Raw genomic sequence first — 12323 nt, forward strand, 5'->3', positions numbered from 1 at the left:
GGAACCGATGAACAACGGCGCCGCTGCGCCCGGCCAGATCGCGATCGTGGGGATGGCCGCCCTGATGCCCTCCGCCGGTGACCTGGAGAGCTACTGGCGCAACCTGATCGGTGGGGTCGACGCGATCACCGACGTCCCCACCCACCGCTGGGACGAGGAGTTCTACGACCCGGAGCAGTCCCACCGGGCCGACCGGATGTACTGCCGGCGCGGCGGGTTCGTCGACGAGTTCGCCACCTTCGAGCCGCTGCGGTTCGGGGTGATGCCCGCCTCGGTGGGTGACATCGAGCCGGACCAGCTGATCACGCTGGAGGTGGCCGCCGCGGCGATCGACGACGCGGGCGGCGGCGACCGGCTCCCGGCCCGCGACCGGATCGGCGTCATCCTCGGCCGGGGCGGCATCCTCAGCCCCGCCCAGGCCCGCTACGCCCAGCGGGTGCGGATGTCCAGCCAGGTGGTCAGCATCCTGCGGGAGCTGATCCCCGACGTCGACCCGGCCCGGTTGGAGCTGCTGCGCAAGAAGTTCGACGAGCGGCTCGGGCCGTACCAGCCGGAGGGGACGATCGGCCTGGTGCCCAACCTGGCCGCCTCCCGGGTGGCCAACCGGCTCGACCTGCGCGGCCCGGCGTACACCATCGACGCCGCCTGCGCCTCCTCGCTGATCGCGGTGGACCAGGGCATCACCGAACTGCTCAACGGCCGGTTGGACGCGGTGCTCGCCGGTGGCGTGCACCACGTGCACGACATCAGCTTCTGGTCGGTGTTCAACCAGCTGCGGGCGTTGTCGCGGCGGGGCGAGATCCGACCGTTCGACGCCGCCGCCGACGGGCTGCTGATCGGCGAGGGCACCGGCGTGGTGGTGCTCAAGCGGTACGCCGACGCGGTGCGCGACGGCGACCGGGTCTACGCGGTGATCCGCGGCAGCGGAGTGTCCAGCGACGGCAAGTCGGCGAGCATGTTCAACCCGGCGGTCTCCGGTCAGGTGCTGGCGATCCGCCGGGCCTGGGAGTCCGCCGGGCTCGACCCGACCGCCCCGGACGCGCTGGGGCTGCTGGAGGCGCACGGCACCGGCACCCCGACCGGGGACGCCGCCGAGCTGACCACGGTGGCGGAGGTGTTCGGCCCGTACACCGGTGGGCCGCGCCCGGTGATCGGCTCGGTGAAGTCGATGATCGGGCACACCATGCCGGCCGCCGGCGTGGCCGGCCTGATCAAGGCCGCGCTCGCGGTGCACCGGGGGGTGCTGCCGCCCACCCTGCACTGCGAGACGCCGCGCAAGGAGATGGCGGCGACCCGGTTCGCCCCGATCGACACCGCCCGGCCGTGGGAGAGCGACGGCCCGCGCCGGGCCGGCGTCAACGCGTTCGGGTTCGGCGGGATCAACGCCCACCTGATCATCGAGCAGGCCCCGGTGTCGGTGGGTGAGCCGGTGGTGGGGCTGACCGCCCCGGCCGCCGGCCGGGCCGTGGTCGACGAGCCGGACCAGGTGCTCTGGCTGGCCGCGTCGGATCCGGCCGGGCTCGCCGAGCTGCTGGACCGCGACGACCAGGAGGTACGCCGCATCGGCGTCGAGCTGGCCGCCCGCTCCGGCGGGGAGGCTCCGCCGCAGACCCGGCTGGGCATCGTCAACCCGACGGACAAGCTGCTCGCGGTGGCCCGCAAGACGGTGGCCCGGGGGCAGGCGTGGCGGGGTGGGCGGGACATCTGGTTCAGCCCGCAGCCGCTGCTCGGCCCGGGGGCCGGCAAGCTCGCCTTCGTCTTCCCCGGCCTGGAGGCGGAGTTCGCCCCCCGGACCGCCGACCTGGCCGCCCACTTCGGCCTGCCGGACCGCGAGTGGTCCGCCGCCGACCTGGGCCGGCACGGCGCCGGCCTGATCGAGGTGGGCAAGCTGCTCGACACGGCGCTGGCCCGGATGAACGTACGACCCGACGCGGTCGCCGGGCACAGCATCGGCGAGTGGACCGCCGCCGCGGTCAGCGGCCAGATCAGCACCGCCGCGATGGACGAGTTCCTCGACCTGTTCAACGCCGACTCGGTGGAGGTCTCCGGGTACGTCTTCGCGGCCGTCGGGGCCGGCGCGGACCGGGTCGCCCCGCTGCTCGGCGACTACCCGGGGGTGGTGCTGTCGCACGACAACGCCCCGGCCCAGTCGGTGGTCAACGGCCCTGAGCCGCAGGTCGACCGCCTCGTCGAGGCGCTGCGTACCCGCAACATCCTGTGCCAGAAGCTGCCGTTCCGGTCGGCGTTCCACACCCCCGCCTTCGCCGACGGGCTCACCTCGATCGGTGCCGCCCTGGGCCGCTGGGAGGTGCACCCGACCCGGATGCCGGTGTGGTCGGCGACCCTGCACGCGCCGTTCCCCGCCGACGAGGAGGAGGTCAACCGGATCTTCGTCCGGCACATGATGGAGCCGGTCTGGTTCCGGCAGACCGTCGAAGCCATGTACGCCGCCGGGTTCCGGGTGTTCCTCCAGGTCGGCGCAGGGCAGCTCGCCTCGCTGGTCGGGGACAACCTGCGCGGGCGCGAGCACCTGGCGATGCCGGTGAACACCGCGCACCGCAGCGGGCTGAACCAGTTGCGCCGGGTCGCCACCGCCCTGTGGGTGGAGGGGGCGTCGCCGGACCTGGGCGCGCTGTCCCCGCAGGGCACCGCCGCACCGGCGGCCACGTCCGGCCGTACCCCGGCCGGTGCGGACGGCCCGGCGAAGCCCGCGCGACGCGGGCCCCGGGTGAAGCTCGACCTCGGTGGGCCGCTGGTCCGCCTCGGCGCGGACGCCGCCGGCCTGCTCGGGGTCACCGTCGCCGACGGCTCGGCGGCCACGCCGGGCGTCGGCGACGGTGTCGCCCGTCCGGTCGGCGCCGGCACCGGCCGGGCCGGATCGACCCCGGCCGCGGCAGCACCGCCGGTGGCCCGGCCGGCGGTCGCACCGACGCCCGCCGCCCCGGCCCCCGGGCCGACAGTCACCGGCGCACCGGCCCCCGGGCCGACAGTCACCGGCGCACCGGCCGCTGGGCCGAGGGCGACCGCTGCGCCGGCCGCGACGCCGGTGCCCGCCGCGCGGGTGGCCGGGCAGCCCGGGGTGGCGAAGCCCGCCGCCGCGCCGTCCGGTGACCCGGCGGCCGCGCTGGACGCACTGCACCGGCTCGCCGGCGGTTCCAGCGCGGCGGCCGAACTCGCCGCCCTGCTCAAGGAGAACACCCGGGGTGCGGCCACCGCCGGCACCACGACCCCGGCGCGGCCTGTCACGCCGACCGCCCCCGCCAGGACGGCAGCTCCCGCCACCCCGGCCGCCGCGCCGCTGGCGAAGCCGACAGTCACCCCGGCGACGCCGCCCGCGGCGGTCCGCCCGACCGGCGCGGCCGGTACGGAGGTCGGCCGGATCACCAGGCGGATCTCCCTGGACACCATGCCCTACCTGCTGGACCACTGCTTCTTCGTGCAGCCCGACGACTGGCCGGACCCGGAGGACCGGTGGCCGGTGGTGCCGGCGACCGCCCTGGTCGCGCACATGATGGAAGCGGTGGAGCAGCTCGTGCCCGGCGTCCCGGTGGTGGCGGTGCACGACGCGAAGTTCAACAGGTGGCTGATCGCCGAACCGGCCACCGACGTGGAGATCGTGGTCCGCACCGCCGGGGAGAACCGGTACTCGGTCGCCTTCGCCGGGTACGCCCGGGCGACGATCGAGGTCGGCGCGGCGTACCCGCCGCCGCCGCCGGTCTGGACCCACGACCCGGCCACCGAACGCCCGCCGACCCTCGGCGCCGCCGAGATGTACGCGGAGCGGCTGATGTTCCACGGGCCGCAGTTCCAGGGCGTGACCGAGGTGCACGCGCTCGGCGACATGCACGTACGCGGCATCGTCACCGCGCCGGTGCCACCGGGGGCGCTACTGGACAACGCCCTGCAGCTCATCGGCAACTGGCTGATCACCACCCAGCCGTTCCGCACGGTGGCGCTGCCGGTGGGGCTCGGTCAGGTGCGGTTCTACGGGCCGCCGCCGCCGGCCGGCCGGGCGTTCGAGTGCGTCGCCCGGGTCCGCTCCATCGACGACGGGAAACTCGTCGCCGACACCCAGCTCAGCTACCAGGGGCGGGTGTGGTCGGAGATCGAGGGCGCGACGGACCGCCGGTTCGACAGCCACCCGCAGGCCCGGGTCGCGGAGCGGTTCCCCGAGCGGCACCCGATGTCGCTGTTGCAGCCCGAGGGCTGGACGATGGCGTTCGACTGCTGGACCGACCTGGTCACCCGGGGCATGGCCGCCCGGGGCATCCTCGGCGGGGCCGCCTACGCCGACTACGAGCGGCAGCCGGCCAAGACCCGCAAGCAGTGGATGCTGGGTCGGATCGCCGCCAAGGACGCGGTCCGGGCCCGGCTGTGGGAGGACGGCCACACCGACATCTACCCGATCGAGCTGACCGTCGGCAACGACCCGGACGGCCGGCCCTGGGTACGCGGACGGCCCGGTCGGGGGCTCGGCGACTGCGACGTCTCCCTGGCGCACTGTGCGGAGATCGGGGTGGCGATCGCCCGCCGCCGGGCACCCGACGCGGTGCCCGGGGGACCCGGAGTCGGCATCGACGTCGCGGAGGTCACCGACCACCCGGAGAGCACCCTCACCTTCGCCCTCACCCCGGCCGAGTTGACCCTGCTGGCCTCGCTGGCCGGCGGGAACGTCGAGGCCCGCCGGCTGTGGTTCACCCGGTTCTGGGCGGCCAAGGAGGCGGTCGCCAAGGCCGAGGGCACCGGGCTGGACGGCTCGCCGCGCCGGTTCCGGGTCTACTCGGCCACCGACTCGGGGCTGACCGTCGAGATCGGCGGTCGGGCGTACCGGGTCGGCCACCGTGACGTCGCCAACCCCGAGGACCTGCCGCCGCGCCGGTACGTCGTCGCCTGGACCTGGGGGCCGGAGCCGGCCCCCGCCACCCCGCCCGGGGTGTCCCGGCCGTGAGCCGGCACCCGGCACGCAGCACCGCCCAACCCATCCGATCAGCAGAAGGAGCAACGCCCATGCCCTCGGCCCAGGACACCATCCTCGCCGACCTCACCGAGATGATCGACGCCGTGCTGGGCGACTTCGCGGACGACCAGGTGGTCACCATGGACACCACGTTCTCCGAGGACCTGGGCATGGAGAGCATCGACGTGGTCGCGCTCGCCGGCCGGCTCCAGTCCCGCTACGGCGACACGGTGAACTTCGCCCACTTCGTCGCCAAGCTCGACCTGGAGACCGTCCGGGAGTTGAAGGTCGGGCAGCTCGTGACGCACATCGCCGAGTCGTTGGGGCAGGCCGACGAGGTCGGGGCGGGCAGCCGGTGACCATGGTCCGGGCGAACGGGATCACGCTGCACACGCAGCGGCTCGATCCCCCCGGTCCGGCCGCCGACGGCCGGACCGGGCCGACGCCGACCGCCGTGCTGATCCACGGGATGGCGTCGGACACCATGGCGAGCTGGTACTTCACCCTGGCCGAGCCGTTGTCCCGGGCCGGTTTCCCGACCGTCCTGTACGACCTGCGCGGCCACGGGCGCAGCGACCGTCCCGCCACCGGGTACGCCCTGGACGACTTCGTCGACGACCTGGCGGGGCTGCTGGCCGCCCAGGACGTCACCGGTCCGCTGCTGTTGCTGGGCAACTCGTTCGGCGGCACCATCGCGTTCGGGTACGCCGCCCGGCACCCGGAGCGGGTCGCCGGCATCGTGACGATCGAGTCGGCGCCGCCGACCCCGGAGTGGATGCGGCGGGTCCGGGAGCGGCTCGCCCGGGTCGCCGCGAGGCTGCCCCGCGACGGGGCGGTCACCGAGATCGGGGTGCGGCGGGGCCGGGTCGCCGCGCAGCGGGCCGCCGAGACGCAGCGGATGCTCTCCGACACCACGCTGGCGCAGGAGCTGCCGGCGAGCCCGCTGCCGCCCGCCGGGGCGTTGGCCGCGATCGGCTGCCCGGTGCTCTGCCTGTACGGCGGGGACTCGGCGGTGGTGGAGCTGGCCCCGGCGGTCCGCGAACTGCTGCCGCAGACCCGGGTCGAGGTGCTGCCCGACCAGCGGCACACGGTGCTGATCGACCGGCCGGAGGAGGTCCGCCGGCTGGTCTTCGCCTGGCTCGCCGAGGACTGTTCGCTCGACGTGACCCAATCCACCACCGCATGACGACGCGACACCCAGGAGGTCTTCCGATGGACACCCCGATCACCGGCCGGTCGATCATCATCAGCAACGGTCGGTGCGGATCCACGCTGTTGTCCGACCTGATCCACGAGGAGCCGGACACCCTGTCGGCCCAGGAGTTCTTCATGTCGGTCGCGCCGTGGGCCCGCAGCGCCGAGGTGCTCACCGGTGACGAGTACTGGGCGGTGCTGGCCAGCCCCAAGGCGGAGCTGTCCACCCTGTTCCGGATCGGGCTGCCGCCGAAGGAGGTCCGCTACCCGGCCACGGGCCGGTGGGCCGACCGGCTGACCGAGCTGCCGCGCATCCTGGCGATCACCCTGTCGAAGCTGACCGCCGACCCGGACGCGTTGTTCGACCAGCTCGCCGAGCGGGTGCCGCAGTTCCGCACCCAGACGGTGGCCCAGCACCACCACGACTTCCTCGACCTGCTCGCCGTGCTGACCGGCAAGACCCGGTGGGTGGAACGCTCCGGCGGCTCCAGCCACGTGGCGCCGTACCTGCTGCGGGGCTTCCCGGACTGCAAGGTCGTCTACCTGACCCGCAACTGGGAGGACACCGCCCGGTCGATGAGCCGGCACTCGTCGTTCCAGCTCATCCAGTTGCGGGTGGAGTTCCTCGGCCGGTGCGGGCTGGACCCGTTCCGGGTGGGCGCGGACCAGACCGTGCCGGAGGACCTCCAGCCGTACCTGCCGGACCGGCTGACCGCCGACGCGCTGCGCGAGCGGGGTCAGGACCTGCGCCGCTACCTCGGGTTGTGCGCGTTCATGAGCAGCCAGGCCGACCAGGCGCTGCGGGACGTGCCCCCGGAGCACCTGCTGCGGATGTCCTACGAGGACCTGGTCGCCGACCCGGTGGCCGAGCTGACCGGGCTCGGCCGGTTCCTGGACTTCCCCGACCCGTCCGGGTGGGCCGAGCGGATGGCGTCGCGGGTCGTCGCCCCGGCTCCCCGGAAGTTGCCGGCCGCCGTCTGAGCGGTCCCTGTGTGTCCCTGCCCGTCCCGGGTCCGGTTTGCCGGGCCCGGGAACGGGTGTCCGCCTTTCTGCGAAAGAGAGATTGTTGGTGAATCCACTCCGGTTCTCCGCACGGCGGTTGTCGACCGCCGTCGCCGTACTCGGGCTCGGGTCGGTGTTGGCGGTTCCCTCGGCGGCGCTCGGTGCGCCACTCGACGCCGCCGACCCCGGCAGCGCGGCCAGCGCGGCCAGCGCGCAGCAGAGCAGCCCGCAACTGCTCGCCAAGGCCCAGCCGGACGAGTGCTTCGCCGGGATCGGGCTGCCGTACCCGGCCGGGCCGCCGTGCGCCGACGGCAAGGCCAAGGTCAACCAGGCGTACCTGTGGGGGATGACCCGGGCCGGCAAGATGCTGTGGTTCGGCACCGGAGCGAACGTCAACTGCCTGACCAGCGGCCGGGCCCTGCGTAACACCACGCCGACGGTCAACGACGACTGGGTCTGCGAGTACGGCGAGAGCCAGGTCGCCAAGCGCAACCCGCAGCTACCGCCGATCCTCGGCGACCACCGGCAGCCGCGCCTGTACACCTACGACACCCGCGCCAACAAGCTGACCGAGAAGACCGACCTGGTGAAGGCGGCCTCCACCGAGGACGCCAACCGGTTGCAGACCACCGCGGGCATTCGGGCGGCCGGCAACTTCAACGGGGTGGCCCTGCTGGGCGGCCCGGCGCTGGGCACCAGCGTCAACCTGTTCGCGTTCGACACCGACACCGGCGCGTTCCTCGGCTCCCGCAACTTCCCGATGTACGGCAACATCCGGCACTTCACGGTGGCCGGTGACGCCCTGTACGCCGGGGTGGGTGTCGGCGCGAACGGTGGCGAGCGCGGCAACGTGCTGCGCTGGACGGGCAGCAAGTCCGACCCGTTCGCGTTCACGGTGGTGGCGAACCTGCCGGCGCAGGCCGCCGACCTCACCGTCCACCAGGGGCGGCTGTTCGTGACCACCTGGCCGGGTTCGGACGCCGAGCTGGCCGGCCCGACCGCCGGTTCGGCCGCCCCGCCGCCGAGCATCGCGGCGGTCTGGATGAGCCCGCCGCTCGCGTCGGGTGCCCCGGGGTTGAACCCGGAGGACGCCGACGGCTGGCAGCAGGTGTGGAACGTGTCGGAGTACGAGCCGGACCCGGTGGTGGCCCGCGCGTACGCCCTGGGCGGCCTGGCCTCCTACGGTGGTTTCCTGTACTGGGGCACGATGCACGTGCCGATGAAGGCGACCACGGTGCACATGGCGACCTACCCGCCGGCGGACGAGGCGGCGGCGCAGGCCACCATCCAGAACACCCAGCGGTCGATCAGCATCTACCGGGGTCGCAACTTCGGCTCGCATTTCGAGAAGGTCGACCTGCTGTACGGCGCGACGGAGCTGCCCGCGTACGACCCGGCGGCCAACAACGGGGCCGGGGCGTGGGCGTTGCAGTCGACGCACCAGACGCCGAAGTTCGGCCCGCCCGGTTTCGGCAACCCGTACAACAACTACACCTGGAAGATGGTGGTGGCCGGCGGGAAGCTGTACGTCGGCACGATGGACTGGAGCTACCTGGCCAAGGAGCTGGGCAAGGAGACCGCCGCCGAGCTGGGCCTGTCACCGGCGCTGGCCGACGACCTGGCCCGCGCGCCGATGGACGCGGCCGGGATGCGCGCGAGCGCCCTGCCGGAGGCGGTCTACGGCGGTGACCTGTACGCCTTCTCGTCACCGACGAAGGCGGCGACGACGGTGGACAACACCGGGTTGGGCAACTACCTGAACTACGGCATCCGCAACATGGTCGCCGACGGCCCGACGCTCTACCTGGGCATGGCGAACCCGATGAACCTGCGGGCCGACCCGACGGACGACGTGCCCGAGGGTGGTTGGGAGCTGCTCCGGCTGCGGGGCTTCTGAGCTGGCGGGACGCCGGCCCGGCGACAGCGTCGTCGCCGGGCCGGTGGCCCCGGCCCGCTCCGGCGCGGCTGGTGCCGCGCGCCCCTTGCCGGATCCTGGCGCGTCCCTGACGTTGCTCGAACATTCCCGGGCGAAAGTATTGATATGATGCCTTTTACCGTTTTTCGCCCTGAAGTCGGGCGGCACCGCACCGGCCGGTCCACGGCCCGGGTCGCGGGAACGCTCGCGCTGCTGCTCGCCCTGACCGCCCCGGCCGGGTGCAGTCCCCGCCGCGACCGGGCCGACTCCCCCACCGGCCCGGCGTCCGGCGCACCGTCCGACGCCACCCGGCCGGCGACGGACACCCCCGTCGGCAGCTCCACGCACACCCTCACCGTGGACGGGCGGGAACGCAGCTACCGGCTCTACCGGCCGGCCTCGGCCGACCTGAGCAAGCCGGTCCCGCTGGTGGTGATGCTGCACGGCGCGGCCGGCACCGGCGAGCAGGCCGAGCAGGCGTACGGCTGGACCGGCCAGGCCGACCGGGACGGGTTCCTGGTGCTCTTCCCGGACGGGCTCAACCGCGCCTGGGCCATCGGTCCACAGTGCTGCGGGGCACCCGCCCGCGACGGCGTCGACGACGTCGCGTTCATCACCGAACTGGTCGCCACGGTCGGCCGGGAACTGCCTGTCGACCCGGCCCGCCGGTACGTCACCGGGATCTCCAACGGCGGGCTGCTGGCGTACAAGCTGGTCTGCGACACCACCACCTTCGCCGCGATCGGCGCGGTGGCGAGCACCCTCACCGGGCGGTGCGCCGACCCGAAACCGGTGTCGGTGCTGCACATCCACGGCCAGCAGGACCAGACCATGCCGTACGGCGGCGGGCCCGGCCGGCGGGACAACGGCGGCACCGGACGCAACCCGGTGAAGATCGACGGCCCGCCCACCCCCGAGCTGGCCGCCCGCTGGCGCAGCATCGACTCCTGCGGCGCACCGAAGGTCACCACCGACGGGCCGGTCACCCGGTCCACCGCGAGCTGCGCCCAGGGCCGCGCCGTCGAGCTGATCACCGTCGCCGACGCCGGACACCAGTGGCCCGGCGGCCGACCCAACCCGCCCCGGGCGGAGAAGCTGCTCAACCTCGATCCCCCCTCCACCGCGCTGAACGCCACCGACACCATCTGGCGGTTCTTCGCCGCGCACCCCCAGCCCTCCGGCGGCTGACGGCACCGCCGCCGGCCCCGTCGGCACCCGCACCCCCTTGAGGACAGGAGTTGAGATGCCCAGCAGAGACGGGCCGGCCGTGGTCGAGGTCGACAACCTCGTCAAGCGCTACCCCCGCACCGACACCAACGCGGTCGACGGGCTGTCGTTCACGGTCACGCCGGGCGAGATCTTCGGGCTGTTCGGGCCGAACGGGGCGGGCAAGTCCACCACCGTCGGCATCCTGACCACCCGGTTGCGGGCCACCGGGGGCCGGGCCGTGGTCTGCGGGGTCGACGTGGGCCGGGACCCGGCCGCCGCCCGTGCCCACCTGGCCGTGGTGCCCCAGCACAACAACCTGGACCGGGCGCTGACCCCCCGGCAGAACCTCGTCTACCACGCCACCTACCACGGGGTACGGCGACGGGAGGCGCACGCCCGCGCGGCGGAGCTGCTGGAGCGGTTCGGCCTCACCGAGCGGGCCGACCGGCGGATCGAGGCGTACTCGGGCGGCATGGCGCAGCGGTTGATGATCGCCCGCGCGCTGACCCACGAGCCGGCGGTGCTCTTCCTCGACGAGCCGACCAACGCCCTCGACCCGCAGACCCGGCTGCTGATCTGGGGCCAGCTGCGGCAGCTCCGCGAGCGGGGGGTGGCGATCGTGCTGACCACCCACGCGATGAACGAGGCGGCCCGGGTGGTCGACCGGGTCGGCATCGTCGACCACGGTCGGCTGCTCACCCTCGACACCCCGACCGCCCTGGTCCGGGGCCTGGCCGGGGACGCGCTGCTCGACCTCACGGTCACCCCGGCCGGCGGGGACGACCCGGACGCGCTCTGCGCCGCCCTGGGCGAGCTGCCCGGCGTACGCAAGGCGGAACGGGTGGCGACGCCGACCGTGCCGGCCGGTGGGCGGCCGGGCGGCGCTGCGGCCGGGCTGGCCGGGGTCGGGGCCGGCGGGGCCGGGATGCTGGCCGCGCTCGCCGCCGGTGGTGGGCGGCCCGGCGCCGGCCGGCTGGCCGCCCTGGCCGGGGCGGGCCTGCTCGGGCGCGGCGGCGGGGCGGCCGGCAACGGCGGTCGCGGCCGGCTACGCATCCGCCTGCACCTGGCCGACGACCCCGCGACGCTGCTCGGCCCGGCGGTGACCGTGCTCGCCGCCCGCTCGGCGGCGGTCAACGCCGTCGACGTCGGCGAACCCAGCCTGGAGGACGTCTTCATCGAACTCACCGGAAGGCAACCGAGGTGACCGCTCTCGACACCCCGACCCCGCTGCGCCCGACGGCCACGCCACCCTCCCGGCCCGGGACCGGGCGGGTGTTCGCCGCGGTGCTGCGCCGCGACCTGATGGTCACCGGCCGGGAACTCTGGGTCATCCTGGTCCAGGTCGGACTGACGCCGCTGTTCATGCTGTTCGTCTTCGACACCGTGCTGGGCAGCCAGGGCCTCGTCGGGCGTGGTTTCGCCGACGTGTTCCTGCCCGGCATCATCGCCCTGGCCGCCCTCACCACCGCGTTGCAGAGCGTGGCCCTGCCGCTGGTGAAGGAGTTCGGCTTCACCATGGAGATCGAGGACCGGTTGATGGCGCCCCTGCCGACCGGGTACGTCGCGATCGGCAAGCTGGTGATCGCCACCATCCGGGGGCTGCTCGCGGCCGTGCTGATCTATCCGCTCGGCGCGCTGATGGTCGGTTCCGCGCCGTGGCGGCCGGCGGGGCTGCCGCTGGCGTTCATGGTGGCGCTGCTCGGGGCGTGGATCGGCGGGGCGATCGGGATGAGCCTGGCCACCACCCTGCCGGTGCAGCGGATCAACGTGACCTTCTCGGTGATCCTCACCCCGATCATCTGGACCGGCTGCATCCACTACCCGTGGCCCCGGCTGTCGTCGGTGCCCTGGTACCAGGTGGTCACCGCGCTCAACCCGATGACGTACGTCTCGGAGGGGGTGCGCGGGGCGCTGCTGCCCGGCGTGCCGCACCTGCCGGCGTGGGTGTGCCTGACCGTGCTGACCGGGGTGGCCGTCGTCCTGACCTGGGTCAGCGTCCGCTGCTTCACCCGGCGGGCGATCCAGTGACCACCCGCACCCCCACCG

8 protein-coding genes are annotated in these 12323 nt (G+C 74.1%); all 8 read left to right on the forward strand.

Features of this window, described 5'->3' with window-relative positions; all coding sequences use genetic code 11:
- Nucleotides 1-7 precede the first annotated feature (7 nt).
- The 8 genes from ACN261_RS27840 to ACN261_RS27875 all read left to right on the forward strand — a co-directional run bounded on the left by ACN261_RS27840 (nucleotide 8) and on the right by ACN261_RS27875 (nucleotide 12305).
- Nucleotides 8-4948, forward strand: coding sequence for a beta-ketoacyl synthase N-terminal-like domain-containing protein (locus ACN261_RS27840; RefSeq protein WP_425852970.1), 4941 nt, complete (start codon nucleotides 8-10; stop codon nucleotides 4946-4948).
- A 59-nt stretch (nucleotides 4949-5007) separates the two neighbouring features.
- Nucleotides 5008-5316 carry an acyl carrier protein gene (locus tag ACN261_RS27845; RefSeq protein ID WP_204923167.1) on the forward strand — a complete coding sequence of 103 codons (309 nt, stop codon included), beginning with the start codon at nucleotides 5008-5010 and terminating at the stop codon, nucleotides 5314-5316.
- A 2-nt stretch (nucleotides 5317-5318) separates the two neighbouring features.
- Entirely contained in the window at nucleotides 5319-6143 is an 825-nt protein-coding gene (locus ACN261_RS27850) for an alpha/beta fold hydrolase (RefSeq protein ID WP_420117642.1), read from the forward strand.
- Nucleotides 6144-6169: 26 nt separating this feature from the next.
- Nucleotides 6170-7132 (forward strand): sulfotransferase domain-containing protein, encoded by a 963-nt coding sequence (locus tag ACN261_RS27855; protein ID WP_421482619.1) that lies wholly within the window; start codon nucleotides 6170-6172, stop codon nucleotides 7130-7132.
- Between the two features lie 88 nt (nucleotides 7133-7220).
- Entirely contained in the window at nucleotides 7221-9050 is a 1830-nt protein-coding gene (locus ACN261_RS27860; RefSeq protein ID WP_425852973.1) for a hypothetical protein, read from the forward strand.
- Nucleotides 9051-9197: 147 nt separating this feature from the next.
- Nucleotides 9198-10256 carry an extracellular catalytic domain type 1 short-chain-length polyhydroxyalkanoate depolymerase gene (locus ACN261_RS27865; protein WP_425852976.1) on the forward strand — a complete coding sequence of 353 codons (1059 nt, stop codon included), beginning with the start codon at nucleotides 9198-9200 and terminating at the stop codon, nucleotides 10254-10256.
- 55 nt (nucleotides 10257-10311) lie between these two features.
- The gene (locus ACN261_RS27870) at nucleotides 10312-11481 is read left to right on the forward strand and encodes an ABC transporter ATP-binding protein (RefSeq protein ID WP_425852978.1); all 1170 of its coding nucleotides are present in this window, start codon (nucleotides 10312-10314) and stop codon (nucleotides 11479-11481) included.
- Nucleotides 11478-12305: an ABC transporter permease gene (locus tag ACN261_RS27875; protein WP_425852980.1), complete on the forward strand. Its 828-nt coding sequence runs from the start codon at nucleotides 11478-11480 to the stop codon at nucleotides 12303-12305. The genes ACN261_RS27870 and ACN261_RS27875 overlap by 4 nt, the downstream gene beginning before the upstream one ends.
- The last annotated feature ends 18 nt before the right edge of the window (nucleotides 12306-12323 follow it).

The sequence above is a fragment of the Micromonospora sp. WMMD723 genome, assembly GCF_049863385.1.
Taxonomy (GTDB): Bacteria; Actinomycetota; Actinomycetes; order Mycobacteriales; family Micromonosporaceae; genus Micromonospora; species Micromonospora wenchangensis.

Coding starts and splice junctions, on each gene's coding strand:
- ACN261_RS27840 (WP_425852970.1), top strand. CDS start 8: ATGAACAACGGCGCCGCTGCGCCCGGCCAGATCGCGATCGTGGGGATG.
- ACN261_RS27845 (WP_204923167.1), top strand. CDS start 5,008: ATGCCCTCGGCCCAGGACACCATCCTCGCCGACCTCACCGAGATGATC.
- ACN261_RS27850 (WP_420117642.1), top strand. CDS start 5,319: ATGGTCCGGGCGAACGGGATCACGCTGCACACGCAGCGGCTCGATCCC.
- ACN261_RS27855 (WP_421482619.1), top strand. CDS start 6,170: ATGGACACCCCGATCACCGGCCGGTCGATCATCATCAGCAACGGTCGG.
- ACN261_RS27865 (WP_425852976.1), top strand. CDS start 9,198: ATGCCTTTTACCGTTTTTCGCCCTGAAGTCGGGCGGCACCGCACCGGC.
- ACN261_RS27870 (WP_425852978.1), top strand. CDS start 10,312: ATGCCCAGCAGAGACGGGCCGGCCGTGGTCGAGGTCGACAACCTCGTC.